The sequence below is a fragment of the Butyricimonas faecihominis genome, assembly GCF_033096445.1.
In the GTDB taxonomy this organism is placed as follows: Bacteria; Bacteroidota; Bacteroidia; order Bacteroidales; family Marinifilaceae; genus Butyricimonas; species Butyricimonas faecihominis.
Map to the genome: position 1 here is coordinate 4,025,638 of NZ_AP028155.1, position 16,357 is coordinate 4,041,994.

Below are 16,357 nucleotides of genomic sequence, written 5' to 3' on the forward strand. Positions count from 1 at the left end.
TAGTTATGAAAAGATTTGTAAAGATATATACCTATTGGCTTTTAGGAATGCTTTTGTTCACCGGGTGTGATGATTATTTGAAAGAGGATTCGGGCGATTTGTTGATCCCCGGGAAGGTGGATGAGTTTTTACCGATGCTATATAAAGAGGGTTTCCCTCAAAATTTTAATGAGGAAGTTGCTTGGTTATATTTGATGACTGATGATGTGGAGATGGGGCAACTGGAATTGGATCCGGATGATGAGAGTTATGAAACTCGGGATAAAAATTCTTTGGATGCTTTGAGTGCGGGAGAAGGTGAGGAGCCTTACAAGTGGGAAAGAGAGATAAAAAGTTATGCCGATAATTTTTGGGAGCGTCGTTACGGGAATATTTTGGCTTGTAATTTAGTCATAGATGCGTTACCGGAAATGAAGTACGTGGAGGCGGATTCAGGGGTTTATAATTTCCTTGCGGCACAAGCTTATGCTCTACGTGCTTACTATTATTGGTGTTTAGTGAATTCATACGCTTTACCCTGGTCGAAAGAAAATCTAGACAAGCCGGGAGTGATTATCCGTACGGAGCCTCAAATTGATATATCTGCGAGAGGACGTTCGTCTATCCGGGATGTGTATGATTTGATTAATGGAGATATTGAGGAAGCGGAAAAATATATCAAAGTGGCCACCTTTGACGGGAATATACATCGGCTTTCGGAACCGGCGATTTTATTGTTAGCTTCTCGTATTGCATTATTCCAAGAAAATTGGGACGAGGTCATTCGGACCGGTGAATTGTTTTTAGCACAGAATTCCGTTATTTTGAATTTGAATGATCAGGACACGACATTATTTGGGACGGAGAAAGGGCTTAATAATAAGATATTTACTATGATGGATGGGACTATAAATAAAGAAGTCGTTTTTACGTTCGGGACTTCTAGTTATACCCCGTATGATTATTTATCGACTTCGGGTACTTTTTATGGATTGGGTTTCAGACCTTCCCATAGTACGGACGAGTCTTTGATTCGTTCTTATGAAGAGGGGGATTTACGGAAAAAAGCTTATTTCTTGAAGGATGTCCCGGCTAAAAAGGCAGAGAGTATCTGGGAAGAAGATAAACCTTATGAGTATAAATATTATTATCCGATAAAATATCGTCAAATGTCGGGTTCAACTTCTACGAAGCCGAGTGAAAATCTTCTCCATGAGAATTGGCGGAGCGTGGAAGTAATGTTAAATTTAGCAGAGGCATATACGCGTAAGAATAATGAGGTGACTAGTGATGCGCTTGATTTATTGAATGATCTACGGCGTTGTCGTTTGGATTCGGAGGCGTATGTGGAAAAAACGTCAGCAGATTTTTCGGATGCCCAAGCTTTGTTGAAATTTATTTGGGAAGAGCGACGTCGGGAACTTTGTTTCGAGGAGGCTATGCGTTTTTGGGATTTGCGGAGACAGGGTATGCCGGAATTGAAACATAAATGGTATTCAAGTTGGGATACATACGAAACCTATACTTTGCCGCAAGGAAGTAAAAATTACGTACTTTCAATTCCTCGGAGTGAGCTTGATTATAACAATGGATGTTATGATAATGAACGTGATTTGATTCGGCCCGAGTAGTGATATTAAAAATTTATGAAGTATGAAAAAGATTGCAATATATTTAATAATGATCCTGTTTTTAGGAGTTTCCTGCTCCGAGGATGTGAAGGTGGATCCCGAATTGGCGGGTCCGTTATATGGTTTGACGAAAGGAGAACCGGGTTCTGTGGATGAGTTGATCTATAATACTTGGGAAGAGTGGGGTATGTATTATTTATATAAATTTGAACCGTATGCTTTTCAAGTAACGAATTGGAGTGGTTATTTTAATAAATGGTATACTCCGGTAAAGGAAGAGAACACGGAAGTAATTCGGAAAATTATAGACCATATACAGGGTGGTATATTCGTGGGGTTGGATAAAGATTTGGTGCAGGGGAGTTGGTTCGTGCGTACGTTTTTGTGTGATTCGCTTTGTGATGATTACGATTATAATCCAGAGGAGTTGGTTGCTACCTATTTAGAGAATGGTGATTGCATTATTCTTGCCGGGGTCGGAGATAAAATGAATAATTTTACGGATGAAGATTGGGATAATTGGAAGGCGGAGTTGTCGAGTTTGTTGATTTCACGTTTGTATTTGGGAGCAACGGAGAAACCTACTGATTTTTTTAACTTGCGTATGAAGGATGCTAGTGGTAAGGAAGTGAAGTGGATATTAGCACCTTGGCTTGAGGATCCTGCAGGTAAATATTCACCCAATGTGTACACATTCCGTTCAAATGGTTATGTTCGTTCGAAACCGAATTCTTTTCAAAGTGAGACAGTGAATATTGTTGATAACCAGATGGATTTAGCAGATTACATTTCTTTCTTGACAACCACCACAAAGACTGAATTGAATTATAATTTTAAAGTATTTCCCCGGATGTTGGAGAGAGCTGTTGCTTTGATTCCTTATCTACAGCAAGTATTATCGATGGATTTGGAAGCGATGCAAAATGCAAATTGTCCAGGGGATCCGGTTGAGCCCGATTATTTTAAGAGTCTAAAAGAATGATTTGTCTGTATAATGTAGAAGGTATGTTGAGAAAGACAATCATGATATTGGTTTGTGTCGGATGTTGCGTGGCAGCATCGGCACAAACAGACTTAGAAAGTTTGGAAAAGGAATATGAAGCCAACAAGCGGGACATCAAAGTTGTGAAAGAATACGTGGAGGCTTTGGAGGAAGCGAATAAAGGAAAAGAGGCCGAGCGGGTGGCAAAGGAGTATATGTCTCGATGTCCGGTGTTGCAGGTGGAAGATAAGGAAACCTATTTGTTGTTAAATAAATATGTATTCACAGATCCTTATTCCAATGTTTTCGAGTATGGTATTTATGCCATGAAAAAAATGAAGTGGGACCGGGGAGAAAATCCCGCTCAGGAAGATAAGACAGCACGTTTGAAGAGGCTTCTTAAAAGTTTGGGAAATGGGGTTAGTGGTGACAATGAGATTGATAAGAGATACGAGGTGTTGATGATATTGAGCCGGAATTTGAATAAAGAAATTGATAAACAATGTGATCCTTATTTGAAGGATAAACAGTATGTTCTGCCATTGTACGATTCGTTGAAGTTGGAACGATTGACGTATTTGATAAATAAAGGGCAATTATTGGGGCAGGATGGAATGCGCTTAAAGTTGGCTGTTAATAAAGCTTTGCATGTGGGGGATAACGCACAGGTAATCAGAGATTTGGAAGTGGCTACAAATTTAAATATGACTGATATACGAGGTAATTATATTGTAGCAATTTTGACTATACTTTCAGAAAGGACTTTAGATAGAGAATTAATAGATAATATTTTGTCATTCGTGTTGAGACTGAGAGATCAAGAAGAGGGCACGGGCGGTTCAACCAATTATTATAACTTGTTAGGTCGTTTGTGCGCTCTTGTGGGTGACAAAGATAATGCTGATAAATATAAAAAGATAGGAGATGCGATAGAAGCGGAGCGAATGGAACGGTATAAGGATTTGTTTGAAGCAACTCGGTCTAATTAATCTGGAAATATGATGAAGAAACAGATAGTTGTAATGTTTGTCGTATGGCTGTTTACGGCTTGTAATTTATTGGATGTGAATGCTCGGCAGGTTCGAGACTATGTGGTCCTTACCTCGAAGGAGATGCAATCCGACAAGGCGTGGATGAAAGTGGTCGAAGTCTTGTCCAAAAGACATAAAGCAGCCGTATTGTATTATAATGAGAAACCGCGTGAATTATTGGAAGAGTTACGACGTTTGGCGCCCCGTTATATGGCCGTGGTGGAAAAACCGGAAAACCTCAATCGTGAATTCGTTATGGAAGGACATCGTTTGAGTCGGGAAATAGATGATGATATTTATGCGGATTACTTGTGGGGGATTATCACGGGGTATTCAGCTGCGGACGCTATGCGTATGGTAGAAAGCAGTGCCAAGCCTTTTGTAATTCATACTGCGTTGAACACGACGGCAGAATTGAGTGATGGGAAATATTTTGATCGTTTCGCTTTTATGAACGACGGGGGTACTCCCGGTGGCTGGGGAGAAAAGACTACCCGTGATGGAGAAGTAAAGAGTGAACAGATCAATAAATGGGAGATTCTTAATAAATGGGTAGAAAAATACAAAGAAATTGATCCTGATTTGCTGGTAACATCTTCACATGCGACAGAGAAAAATCTTGAAATGCCGTTTACCGTTGGCGACTTGAAACCACGGGGAGGACGGTTATATGCCGATTTTATGACTCCCGAGTTTTTGAACGGGACGGCTCATCCTAGAGTTTATTTTGCGGCGGGTAACTGTTTGATTGGAAATATCGATAATGACCCGGAGAGTATGGCCGTTGCTTGGTTGAGCGGAATGAATGCGACGTCCATGATCGGGTATGTCGTTACAACTTGGTATGGTCGGAATGGTTGGGGGGGACTAAAATATTGGGTTGCCAATGCCGGGCGGTTGACCTTGGCTCAAGCTGTTTACCTGAACCAGCAAGATATGTTGAGGACTGAAAACGAGTGGCATCCGAAGATGTTGACTGTAAATTATCCTTTTTCGGAAATAGAGTTTGGGCAAAGGGAAATGTTTGAAAAACAATTCAAGACGGTGACGGGTCTGAAGCCGACGAAAGATCAGATGGGATTTGTACATGACCGGGATGTTGTTGTTTTGTATGGAGATCCGGCTTGGGATGTGAAAATGCAAAATCCTAAACCATTAGGTTATGAGGTTGGTTTTAAGGTTAAAGGGAAACAATGTTTCGTGACGATTACGACTAATGAATATTTTGACGGGGGATTGATGAAGGGGGAAAAGCTGAAACAAGAACACGTGGCGGATATACCGTTTGCCTATTACTTCCCGAAACGAGTGAATAATCCGCGTTTGGCAAAGGGACAGGAATGGGAAGTTGCTGTAGCTGAAGATTTTTTATTGTTGTATGATTGTGATTTCGAGAAAAATAAACAATATACAATAGTATTGGACATAAACTAAAAGGGATTGTAAAATGAAAAAATTCGTATTGTTAGTGTTGGTTTTAATCACTGGTTTAACCGTGTTTTCACAAGGAATAGAATTCCAGAAAGGGCGCTATGCAGAGGTATTGGAAATGGCGAAAAAACAAAATAAGTTGGTATTTATAGATATATATACTTCTTGGTGTGGCCCTTGTAAACATATGGCCGATAAGGTATTTCCGCAGGCTAAAGTCGGTGAATATTATAACGCTCATTTCTTGAACTTGAAGTTGGATGCAGAAAAGAGTGAAGACGGGAAAATGGTTGCAAAAACATTTGGAGTATCTGCTTATCCCACTTTCCTTTTTGTTAACGGGGATGGAGAATTGGTTTATCGTTTCTTGGGTGGTAAAACCGTGGATATGTTTGTCAAGGAAGGCGAAAAAGCCGTGGTTGCTTTTGCGGCACAACCGGAATTAAAGAAATACACGAAGAAGTATGAGGAAGGAAACAGGGATAAAGAATTCTTGAATCAGTATTTTATATTGAAAGATCGGTCCGGTTTGGATTGTAGCGATGTGTTGCTTGATTATTTTGCTTTAGTAGATGATAGTCAGTTGTTGGATTCGATAAATGTTCCGCGTATTGGTAAGATTACGGTTTTTGACAAGAAATTAGCCAACCGGTTCGTGGATGCGGCTTGTGCGGAAGCTGTTAATCCAGTGAAAGATAAAAAGCATTCTACTACCGTGAATAAAGCAATTTGTACGTTTTTGAGTGCTTGTGTTCAAAAGACGGCACAAGCCGATCAAGAAGAGAATTTTGATGAAGTGTTGGCTTTGAAAGATCGTTTGTTTAAGGCAACAGGGGCCAAGAATAGTGCCACGGCGGCTTCATTGGGGGGAGGAAATATTTATATCCCTTCGGAGTTACTACGTTTGAATTACTATTCGGCTAAAAAGAAATTAGATAAGTTTAATCATCTTTTTATTAATTATATAGCCGAACTTCAAAAAAAATACAAGGAAACTCGTGAAGAGAAAATAGCCATGCTTAAGGCTATGGAAGCCAAGTTGAAAGAGGCCAAAGAAAGTGGAAATGAGGCGGAATATCAAGCGGCAAGGAAGCTAAATGCGATGATGTCTGCTTTTTCAAGTATTGATGATTACTATACTTCAACGAGTATGATCGAGAACGTGGAACGTTACGAAGAGATATATGAAGGGGAGAAAGATGTTGCATACAAGGATCGAGTTGCTGGTTGGTACGTGTTTTTACATCAGTTGAGTCCTTCTGCGAAGACAGCGACTTACGTGGCCGATAAGTTGTTAGCCTTGGATAAAAAGGAACTGGCGAAAGAAGTCTTGACATTAGGATTGAAAGATGGAAGTGCGGCAGCTGGGGTGGAAGAGGGAGACGTGAAAGCTTGTCAGGCAAAATTAGATGAATTGAAATAGTAGCGTATTTGTAAATAGGATTAATTATGAAAAAAATTGGATTTATAGTACAATTTTTGTGCTTGGCCCTGTTCTCGTTCGGACAGTCTGCTGAGGAGGGAATTCGTTTTATTGAAGGCGAAAAATGGGAAAATATTTTGAAAATGGCCCAAGAACAGAATAAATATATTTTTATGGATTGTTATACCTCTTGGTGTGGTCCATGTAAAGCCTTAGCTAAAGACATCTTTACACGTAAAGATGTGGGAGACTTTTTTAACGCAAATTTTATCAACGTGAAATATGATATGGAAAAAGGTGTGGGGAAAGATTTATACAAACAGTATAAATCCAATATCATTGGATTCCCGACACTCCTATTGATTAACAAGGAGGGGAAGGTTGTACACCAGATGGCTGGTTTTCAAGAGGCTGATGTTTTAATCGCCGGAATGAAAGCCGGGATGGAAGGTAAAAGCTTGTTCACTTATAAGGACAGATATGCGGCAGGAGAGCGTGAACTTGCCTTTTTGAAAGATTATGTTGTTGCTTTGGAAGGAGCTTTCTTAAAAGATGATATCGAGAAAATTATACTCGATTATATGAAAACGATACCCGTGGAAAAATTGCAGGAAAAAGAAATCTGGGACTTCGTGGGTTCTTATATTAAGGATCCTATTCTCCACAATTTGACTACGTGATTTTTAATATAGACCGTTTGGCAAATAAAGTGAAGTTTGATCGTTATAACGTGGAAAGGCAACTGGGTTGGGCGTTAGAGAGAGCCGTTAATCAAGTAGTTGAGGTTAAGTTTGACAAAGAGGATACCCCATTGCGTTTGGTTAATGCCGCAGGAAAAGTGGACACGTTGTTACGGTTGATCAATCGCGGGAATTTGAAACGTGCGGAAACCTTACGTGCCAAGATAAAGATATATGAGTTGGAATTGGCTCAAAAGTGGAATGAAGTATATGAATGTCAGATGATTTACCGTGATATAAAGGCTTTGGGGTATTCTGATCGTTATTTGGATGAAACAGCTCAATATCTAGCCGCATATTGCCCGGATAAAGCCGTTATTGAAAAATATTTGGCTTTAATTGAAAAGTTGCAGGAAGAAGAAGACAAGGGGAGTTCTAAATTAAGATCTTGTTATTACGGAACACTTTCTGTTTTGCATACTAAACTAGGTAATAGCGCAAAAGCGAAAGAGTTCAAAAAAATGGACGAGAAGATTAAGGCAGAGAAAGCTAAAGAGTTCGAATTGTTTTTGAAGAAATCGAACTAAATATAAATGATATTTGATTTAGAAATATTAAAGTAATTCCGAAAATATGAGAAAAATTGTCAGTGGATTATTGATAGGCCTGTTGTTTGTGGGCTGTGCTAAACAGGAAACAATGTATACCATTCAAGGAGAGTGGGAAGGTGGAGATGGGAAAGTGGTTTATTTGAAAAAGGACTTAGGAGACAAGAAATATGAAATACAGGACTCCGTAGTCGTGGCAAACGGTAGTTTCAAAATGCAAAAGCCGCTTGGAGACGTGGATGAGCGGATTTTGGAAATAAATGGTAGTACGAATATCATTATTTTGGATTCTGTTCCAATCCATGTAAAATGCGTAACCGTGAAAAAAACGGTCAAGGGAAAAGAGATTGAGAATGTCAGAGCAGAAATATCGGGGAGCGTGGAGCAGGATATTTTTAAAACAATGCTGTTAGCACAGCGGGATGAGATGTTGATGATGTTGGGACTTTCCTTCATGGGTAGAGATGAGAATACGAGTACTGCCATGCAGGACTCTTTAATACAGATGTATACGGCTATGAAGGAGAAAACCGTGCGGACGATTGACAGTTTGGTTACAAATTATCCCGATTGTCATGCAACTGCGTTGATTATTAATAATTTCGTGATCAAGGATAGAAATTTGGCGGAAGTTGAAAAAATGTATGAAGGTTTGACTCCCCGTATCAAAAATGCTTATTTAGGACGTAAATTGAAAACATCGATAGATAATATTAAAAAAACATCCATCGGTAGTATTGCCCCGGATTTCACCTTACAAGCTCCGGACGGAAAGAATGTTTCTTTATCCGATTACCGTGGGAAGATTGTTTTGCTTGATTTCTGGGCGTCTTGGTGTGGTCCTTGTTTGCGTGAAGTTCCCAATGTGAAGAAAGTATATGACAAGTTCCATGATAAAGGATTTGAAATACTGAGCGTGTCACTGGATGATAAAAAGGATAATTGGGTAAATGCGATTGAAAAGAATGATTTGGACTGGGGTCACGTTTCTTCCTTGAAGGGATGGAGTTGTCCGGTGGCAAAATTGTATAACGTGAGCGGGGTTCCAGCCATGTTGTTGATTGACAAGGAGGGAAAAATTGTCGCTACCAAATTGCGGGGTGACTTGTTGATGGAAAAAGTTGCGGAACAATTTGGAGAATAACGATTGGTAGGAATAATGAGAAGAATACTTTTTACAATAGCCATTTTGCTTTTCTCGTGGAACGTGTTTTCACAGGGGATTCAGTTCGAAACCGGTAGCTGGAAAGAAGTTTTACAGAAAGCAAAACAGGAGAATAAATTGGTCTTTGTAGACCTGTACACGACGTGGTGCGGTCCTTGCAAGAAAATGGCTGCGGAGACTTTCCCTCAGCAGACCGTGGGAGATTACTTCAACAAGAATTTCGTCAATTACAAGATTGACGCGGAGAAAGGTGAAGGACCGGGATTGGCAGGTAAATACGAGGTTTCGGCTTACCCGACGTTGGTATTCGTGAATGCCGAGGGCGAGTTGGTGTATAAGTTTATGGGGGTCCGTACGGCTGATAAACTGATCGCGGAGGGGGAGAAAGCCGTGCGTTTACATGCTTTGGCTCCCCGCATTGCGGCGATGGAGAAAGAATACGAGCAAGGAAAACGAGGAAAAGTATTCCTCGGAGAGTATTACGCTCTGTTGAAAGAGTCCGGGGCAGGTGGTGGTGTTGTCCTGAACGAGTACTTGAAATGTCTCTCTGACGAGGAATTGTTGTTGGAGGAGAACGTGAATAATATAGGTAATATTTCCATTTTCGATCCGGTTCTTTTTGATCGTTTGGTTAAGGGCATTAAGAAGGTTGAGGGAGAGAATAAGAAGTTGGGCAACCGCTTGAATGCCTCCGTGATGAAAAGTCTGAGTGCTTGTTTTGCTACTTGCGTGAAAGAGAAAGATGAAAAAGCGTTGGAAGGGATTCTTGACGTGAAGGCCGGGTTGGGAAATCTGGAGAATGGTATGTCTGCCATGATGGGTGGCGGTAAATCTTACCTTCCGGCAGAGCAGTTGCGTTTGGATTTCTACTCGAACAACCGTTTGGACGATAAATTCAAGACGTTGATGAACAAGTATCTCGTTGCTCAACAGGAGGAGAATAGCATCGATTCTCTGAGAAAAATGGAAGAGATAACAAACCGGCATTTCAAGATGTTGATTGATTCGGCTAAAATGAAGAATGATTCTGCCGCGATCGTGAGTATAAAGAAGACGATGGGTATGGCGAGCTTGTTTGGAGGGGTGAAGTATAAACTATTGTCTTCTTTCGTGATCAGTGCTACCCGTCATTACTGGAAGATTACCGATCAGCAAAATGCTGGAGAGAAAAAGCAATGTATCGACTGGATAAACTACGCTTACCAGTTAGATCGTACCCCGGCCACGGCTTGGGGATGTGCGGATTTCTTGGAAGGAATCGGGGAGAAGCAGGAGGCTAAAAGGCTCTTGAATGACGTGTTGGAAGTTGTTAAGAGTAACCCGGCAAGTGATGTCGATCCGAAGGATATTCAATCCGTAAAGGACCGAGTGGAAAAAATGTAACATGTGTTTTATTTAAAATAGACTGTTTTAGTATAAAACAGAACTGCCCCTAAAAAGTGAACAAAAAACTTTTAGGGGCAATTTATTTTTTTGTGATAATTCCATTTTTCCCGGTTCTCCCGGTAAATAAGTCATGTTCGGTGAGACGTGTCTATAGTTCTACGTACTCGCTCGGTGAAAATTGGGTAAATTCTTCGTTTCCGAAAAACAGGTAAAGATGTAATCGTGTTCCTTCCGGTTGATCTGCCGGAGGAATTTCGATCGTGATTTTCTCGTCTATCCGGCGTGGCATGTAATCCAAGGTTAACTGGGGTGAACGACGTAACGTGTCATAGAAATAGCCTAGGAATACCCAGTCAGAGGAATCCGCTTTCGGGCAATTAGCCCCGTTTTTCCAGTGTAGGGTTACCGTCCATCCCTCGCGTTCCGCGGCCGTGATCACGGGAGCATCCAAAGATCCCACGGAGAACCGAAACGTTTTGAATGCCCATACTCCTTTACCCGGTTGTAGGCACCCGCCATTGATGGAGTGGAATAAGGAATCACTTTTAGAGACCCCTCTTGCCCTTGCTTCAACTCGCCATATCGGTAAATCCTTGATTGCCCGGCGGTAAATTTTCCACATTTTACGGGTTTCCGTGAAACGATCCGTCGTTTGTCGCTCCCCTTCTGTTCTGGATTTTCTAGGGCCTCGCTTGGATTTACATTTCCTGATTTTTCCCCCGTATAGGAAATAAGTGTACCCGTCCATTTTGATCGGGCCATTAGCGAGCAAGGCTAAAAATAAAGGAGAGGTAGTATCCATGTCAATCCTGATTTAATGATTAGTAATTGGTTAATTCCGGAACAATAGTACAAATAAAATTTTAAATAAACAATAGATATATTTTATAAACCTTATTATATATAAGGTTTATAAAAGGTATCTATAAGGTATCTATAAGGTTTATGAGGGTATTCATCCGTATTTGATCAATGATTAACCATTTGGCATGATATTAATAATGTGTTAATTCCCAATTGATTATGGCTCGCCTGAGATGCTGGTTTAGTTTTGGTTTGAATGATTTACTTATTTGTCAAAATTTATTTTGAATAGAATAAATTATTTTTGTAGCCGGATAAAAAATGAATGAAATGATATTGGAAACGGAACGGTTGGTTCTAAGAAAGTTAGAACAAGGTGATTTTGACGAGGTGTGTAAATTGTTGCAGGATCCCGTGGTGATGTATGCTTACGAGGGTGCTTTTAGCGATCAGGAAGTTCAGGCGTGGTTGGATAAGATGTTCCAGCGGTACGAGGATGACGGTTTCGCACTGTGGGCGGTCATCGAGAAAAGCAATGGCGAGCTTATCGGGCAATGTGGTATCACGTACCAAGAATATAACGGGGGCAGGGTTCTGGAAGTCGGTTATTTGTTCCGGCAAGAATTTTGGCATAAAGGATTTGCCACGGAAGCTGCCATTGCTTGTAAAGAATATGCATTTCAAGTGCTGAATTTTGACGAGGTTTATTCCATTATTCGGGATTCGAACGTGGCATCCCAGAACGTGGCCCGGCGGAACGGGATGATAGAGGTTGATACGCTTGTCAAGCATTATCGGGGAGTCGAGATGCCACATATCGTTTTTAGGGTATCGAGAGAGAATAATTTAAAAAAGTGATTAGAGTTTTCCGGATAAAATAAAAGGAGTTAGTGATTACTAACTCCTTAATATTCCGTGTACTCGAGGCGGGACTTGAACCCGCACAGCCGCAATGGCCACGGGATTTTAAGTCCCGCGTGTCTACCGATTCCACCACTCGAGCAACTTGGAGCGAAAAACGGGACTCGAACCCGCGACCCTAACCTTGGCAAGGTTATGCTCTACCAACTGAGCTATTTTCGCATGATTGCTTGCAAAATTTTCTAGGAACGCTTTCCTTTTTTGCGATTGCAAATATAGAGCATTTTTTGTTTTCAGCAAAGGGTTTGATAAGAAAATGCAAAGGATTTTTTAAATTCATTTCTTGAAAACTGTTTTTCATGCAGTTACTGGAGGGGAAAAGAGGTGAATGTCGGGGAACGGGAGGTCGAATGAGGCCTAGTGAAGATGTGATTTTGCGATTTTTTTTAAGAAATGGGTTGTTCTCGGGTGTAGAATGATTATATTTGTCAAGTTTTTAAGACAGAAAAAATGTCGCGGACAGAAAGTAGAAAGGGAAAAAGTGCTTATTTTGTTCCCACAATCAGTATTTCTCTGGTATTGATTGTGGTCGGTATGCTTGTATTTATTTTGTTGAATGCCCGGGCGATTTCGGATCATGTGAAACGGAATATCGGTTTTGCCGTGATCGTGAAGGATAACACGAATGAGGCGGAGATTAAGCGGGTGCAAAAGATTCTGGATACCCAACCTTACGTTTACGCTTCGAAGTATATTACTAAAGAACAGGCGGCGAAGTCTTTCAAGAAAGAGATGGGAGAGGATTTTGAGCGGATATTGGGTGCCAACCCTTTGTTGCCTTCCATCGAGATCAAGCTGAACCCGGCATACGCGAATAACGATTCGCTGGCGATGATAGAGAAAGGATTGGCAAGATTTGATATTATCCACGAGGTGTATTACCAGAAATCCATGATCGAGAGTATTAACGAGAACATACGGCGGATTACGATTATCTTTTTGATTGTCGGGGCGGTGTTGGTGTTGATTTCGTTCACGTTGATTCGCAACATGATTCATTTGGCGGTTTACTCGCAGCGACTGTTGATCAAGACGATGCAGTTGGTGGGGGCCACGCCGTTTTTTATATGCAAACCTTTCGTGTACGGGAGTATGTGGCGAGGGTTCTTCGGGGCTTTGATTGCTAACTTGGTGTTGCTGGGTGCGATATTTTTCGTACAAGAGAACGTGGGGAACGTGATTAATATCATGCGGCAGGACGTGATCTTGTTGATGGTGGGTTTTGTGATCCTTTCCGGGGTGGTGTTGTCATTTTTCTCGGCTTGGTTCTCGGTACGTCGTTATTTGCGGCGGGATTTGAATGATTTATACGTGTAAATAAAAATATATGGCAAGAATTTTAAACGAAAAGAAAGACGGTTTTCCTATACCGAAGGATAATTACAAGATGATCCTGATCGGTTTCGGGATCGTTATAGTGGGTTTCCTCTTGATGATGGGAGGGGGAGCGGATTCGCCCGATACATTTAATTATGACATTTTTAGTTTTCGCCGGATCACGTTAGCGCCTATCGTGGTGTTATTCGGTTTCGGTTTCGTTTTCTGGGGTATCATGCGAAAACCCAAAACGAAGGGAGAGGAGAAAAATTAAATATTAATGTAATTGAATATTGACGTGCGTGCATTCTCAATTTTCAATTCTCAATTTTCAATTCATAGATGGAGTGGTTTGAGGCATTGGTGCTTGGTATCATCCAAGGGCTTACAGAATTTTTGCCGGTGAGTAGTTCCGGGCATTTACAGATTTTTAGCGCTCTTTTCGGGTTAGAAGGAGAGGAGAATTTAACGTTTGCCGTGGCGGTTCACGCCGCGACGGTTTGTAGTACGATCGTGATTTTATGGAAGGAAGTGTCCGTGTTGTTCAAGGGCTTTTTCACGTTCAAGTATAATGACGAGATGGCCTACGTGCTAAAGATATTTCTTTCCATGATACCGGTGGCTATCGTGGGATTCTGTTTCAAGGATTACGTGGAGGCGTTATTTGGTTCGGGATTGACGGTCGTGGGGTGTATGTTGCTGGTAACGGCGGTGTTGTTGTCGTTCGCTTATTACGCTAAACCCCGGGTGAAAGAAAAAATCTCGTATCGGGACGCGTTCGTGATCGGGTTGGCGCAAGCGTGTGCCGTGTTACCCGGTTTGTCTCGTTCCGGTTCGACTATTGCTACCGGGATTTTGTTGGGTAACAAGAAGGAGGCGGTGGCCAAGTTCTCTTTTTTGATGGTATTGATTCCTATTCTGGGGGAGGCTTTTCTGGATCTGATGAAAGGCGGGTTCTCGGCAGAGGCAAGCGGTATTTCGACCGTGTCGCTGTTGGTGGGATTCGCTGCAGCTTTTATCTCGGGATGTATTGCTTGTCGCTGGATGATTAATATCGTGAAAAAGGGTAAGTTGATTTGGTTCGCTCTTTATTGCGCTATCGCGGGTGTATTGACGATTGTTTTAGGATAATGAGTAAGTGGGGTAATATTTTTTTTAGAGAAGGAGAGGATTTTCGGGCAGGAGCGGTGTTCGTGGTCGATAAACCATTGCGCTGGACATCGTTTGACGTGGTGAACAAAGTTCGTATTTGCTTGAGAAAAGGATACGGGAAGATAAAAGTGGGGCACGCGGGGACGTTGGATCCTTTGGCATCGGGAGTGGTGATTATTTGTGTGGGGAAGGAGACAAAGAAGATCGAGGAGTATATGGGACAGGAGAAAGAGTACGTGGCGGAAATTACTTTCGGGCATACGACCCCTTCTTATGATTTGGAGACATCTTTTGACGGGGAGTTTTCGTATGAACAAGTGGATCGTGCTTGTTTGGAGCGGGCGGTCCAGCAGTTTGTCGGGGAAATTGAGCAGTTTCCGCCCTCTTATTCGGCTGTTCGTGTTGACGGGGTCCGGGCGTACGAGATGGCTCGTCGGGGGGACGAGGTGGAGATGAAGAGCCGGAAGGTAGTGGTTCGGGAGATTGAAATATTGAAAGTGGAACTTCCAATAGTGGAACTCCGGATTGTGTGTGGCAAGGGAACGTACATCCGTTCGCTGGCTCATGATCTGGGAAAAGCCTGCGGGAGCGGTTCGCATTTGTCAGCTCTAAGAAGGACCCGGGTGGGGGACTTCCGGGTGGAAGATGGGTTTAAAATGGATGAAATTATTGGAGTTTTACAGGAAAATTTGTAATTTAGCAAGATTTGATTAATATATAAACATTATTCAACATGAAATTATCTAAGTTTAAATATAAGTTGCCGCCGGAGTTGATCGCGTTACATCCGACGCCTAACCGGGATGAGGCCCGGTTGATGGTTCTGGATCGGAAAACCGGAAAGATTGAACACAAGGTATTTAAAGATGTGATTGACTATTTTGACGAGAAAGACGTGTTCGTTTTTAACGATTCCAAGGTGTTCCCGGCGAGGTTATATGGAAACAAGGAAAAAACCGGTGCGGAGATCGAGGTGTTTTTGCTGAGAGAGCTGAACCCGGAATTGCGTATTTGGGACGTGTTGGTTGATCCGGCTCGGAAAATACGTATCGGGAACAAGTTGTATTTCGGGGAAGATGATAGCATGGTGGCCGAGGTCATTGATAATACCACTTCTCGCGGGAGAACTTTGCGTTTCCTGTTCGATGGTGAATATGACGAGTTCAAGAAGGAGTTGTACGCGTTGGGCGAAACCCCGCTTCCTCGTTTTATTAACCGGAAAGTGGAACCTGAAGATGCTGATAATTACCAGACTATTTTTGCCAAGCATGAAGGTGCGGTGGCTGCCCCGACTGCGGGTATGCATTTTAGTCGCGAGTTGATGAAACGTATGGAGATCAAGGGGATTGATTTCGCTTACATCACGTTGCACGTCGGATTGGGGAATTTCCGGGAGGTGGACGTGGAGGATTTGACGAAGCATAAGATGGATTCGGAACAAATCTTCGTGACACCGGAAACGGTGAAAATCGTGAATGACGCGAAGGATGAAAAGCATAAAATTTGTGCCGTGGGTACGACGGTGGTACGTACATTGGAGAGCTGCGTGACCACCAAAGGACGGTTGACGGAGTTTGAAGGGTGGACGAACAAGTTTATCTTCCCCCCGTATGATTTCAGCGTGCCGGATGCTTTCATTTCCAATTTCCATTTGCCTTATTCGACGTTATTGATGATGGTGGCGGCCTTCGGTGGGTATGAACACGTCATGGAAGCGTATAATCAGGCGGTTAAGGAAAAATATCGTTTTGGTACTTATGGCGATGCCATGCTTATCATTTAAAATATAGAACCTGAGGGTTGAAGACGGTATGCTGAAAGGTATGCCGTTTTTTTGATAAAGGAAC

General features: G+C 41.9%; 16 protein-coding genes and 2 tRNA genes. 15 read left to right on the plus strand and 3 right to left on the minus strand.

From position 1 onward, the window contains the following. Positions 1–5: 5 nt before the first annotated feature. Genes R8806_RS16650 through R8806_RS16690 form a run of 9 tightly spaced genes read left to right on the plus strand, consistent with a single transcriptional unit; the run spans position 6 to position 10,313 of the window. Complete coding sequence (locus tag R8806_RS16650; protein ID WP_124315853.1) at positions 6–1,610, plus strand: RagB/SusD family nutrient uptake outer membrane protein; 1,605 nt, start codon at positions 6–8, stop codon at positions 1,608–1,610. Between the two features lie 22 nt (positions 1,611–1,632). Then, a complete protein-coding gene (locus R8806_RS16655) occupies positions 1,633–2,592 on the plus strand; it encodes a hypothetical protein (RefSeq protein ID WP_124315854.1) in 960 nt (319 codons plus the stop codon). Positions 2,593–2,615: 23 nt separating this feature from the next. Next, on the plus strand, positions 2,616–3,581 hold the full coding sequence (locus R8806_RS16660) for a hypothetical protein (protein WP_124315855.1): 966 nt from the start codon (positions 2,616–2,618) through the stop codon (positions 3,579–3,581). 9 nt (positions 3,582–3,590) lie between these two features. After that, positions 3,591–5,057 (plus strand): hypothetical protein, encoded by a 1,467-nt coding sequence (locus R8806_RS16665; RefSeq protein ID WP_229782979.1) that lies wholly within the window; start codon positions 3,591–3,593, stop codon positions 5,055–5,057. A gap of 13 nt (positions 5,058–5,070) precedes the next feature. After that, positions 5,071–6,477: a thioredoxin family protein gene (locus R8806_RS16670; protein WP_124315856.1), complete on the plus strand. Its 1,407-nt coding sequence runs from the start codon at positions 5,071–5,073 to the stop codon at positions 6,475–6,477. Between the two features lie 26 nt (positions 6,478–6,503). Then, positions 6,504–7,157 (plus strand): thioredoxin family protein, encoded by a 654-nt coding sequence (locus R8806_RS16675; RefSeq protein WP_317715717.1) that lies wholly within the window; start codon positions 6,504–6,506, stop codon positions 7,155–7,157. Then, positions 7,154–7,744: a hypothetical protein gene (locus tag R8806_RS16680; protein WP_317715719.1), complete on the plus strand. Its 591-nt coding sequence runs from the start codon at positions 7,154–7,156 to the stop codon at positions 7,742–7,744. The genes R8806_RS16675 and R8806_RS16680 overlap by 4 nt, the downstream gene beginning before the upstream one ends. A gap of 46 nt (positions 7,745–7,790) precedes the next feature. Beyond that, positions 7,791–8,909, plus strand: a complete 1,119-nt coding sequence (locus tag R8806_RS16685) for a TlpA disulfide reductase family protein (RefSeq protein ID WP_124315858.1) — start codon at positions 7,791–7,793, stop codon at positions 8,907–8,909. Positions 8,910–8,924: 15 nt separating this feature from the next. After that, positions 8,925–10,313, plus strand: a complete 1,389-nt coding sequence (locus R8806_RS16690; protein ID WP_124315859.1) for a thioredoxin family protein — start codon at positions 8,925–8,927, stop codon at positions 10,311–10,313. Between the two features lie 151 nt (positions 10,314–10,464). Here the strand turns inward: R8806_RS16690 and R8806_RS16695 are convergent, their stop codons facing one another. Next, a complete protein-coding gene (locus R8806_RS16695; RefSeq protein WP_229782980.1) occupies positions 10,465–11,118 on the minus strand; it encodes a hypothetical protein in 654 nt (217 codons plus the stop codon). A 323-nt stretch (positions 11,119–11,441) separates the two neighbouring features. Here R8806_RS16695 and R8806_RS16700 point away from each other — a divergent pair, with 323 nt between their 5' ends. After that, positions 11,442–11,978: a GNAT family N-acetyltransferase gene (locus R8806_RS16700; protein WP_183312873.1), complete on the plus strand. Its 537-nt coding sequence runs from the start codon at positions 11,442–11,444 to the stop codon at positions 11,976–11,978. A gap of 60 nt (positions 11,979–12,038) precedes the next feature. On the opposite strand, the gene R8806_RS16705 is transcribed toward R8806_RS16700, so the two are convergent. Continuing rightward, positions 12,039–12,123, minus strand: a tRNA-Leu gene (locus R8806_RS16705). A gap of 4 nt (positions 12,124–12,127) precedes the next feature. Beyond that, a tRNA-Gly gene (locus R8806_RS16710) sits at positions 12,128–12,203 on the minus strand. A gap of 288 nt (positions 12,204–12,491) precedes the next feature. Here R8806_RS16710 and R8806_RS16715 point away from each other — a divergent pair. From R8806_RS16715 to queA, 5 genes are all read left to right on the plus strand, one after another. Continuing rightward, entirely contained in the window at positions 12,492–13,358 is an 867-nt protein-coding gene (locus R8806_RS16715) for a cell division protein FtsX (protein WP_151411796.1), read from the plus strand. A 10-nt stretch (positions 13,359–13,368) separates the two neighbouring features. Further along, entirely contained in the window at positions 13,369–13,632 is a 264-nt protein-coding gene (locus tag R8806_RS16720) for a DUF3098 domain-containing protein (protein WP_027200463.1), read from the plus strand. 68 nt (positions 13,633–13,700) lie between these two features. Continuing rightward, positions 13,701–14,489 (plus strand): undecaprenyl-diphosphate phosphatase, encoded by a 789-nt coding sequence (locus tag R8806_RS16725; protein WP_124316762.1) that lies wholly within the window; start codon positions 13,701–13,703, stop codon positions 14,487–14,489. Continuing rightward, complete coding sequence (gene truB, locus R8806_RS16730; protein ID WP_124316761.1) at positions 14,489–15,205, plus strand: tRNA pseudouridine(55) synthase TruB; 717 nt, start codon at positions 14,489–14,491, stop codon at positions 15,203–15,205. The genes R8806_RS16725 and truB overlap by 1 nt, the downstream gene beginning before the upstream one ends. A gap of 38 nt (positions 15,206–15,243) precedes the next feature. Further along, positions 15,244–16,293 carry a tRNA preQ1(34) S-adenosylmethionine ribosyltransferase-isomerase QueA gene (gene queA, locus R8806_RS16735; RefSeq protein ID WP_124316760.1) on the plus strand — a complete coding sequence of 350 codons (1,050 nt, stop codon included), beginning with the start codon at positions 15,244–15,246 and terminating at the stop codon, positions 16,291–16,293. The last annotated feature ends 64 nt before the right edge of the window (positions 16,294–16,357 follow it).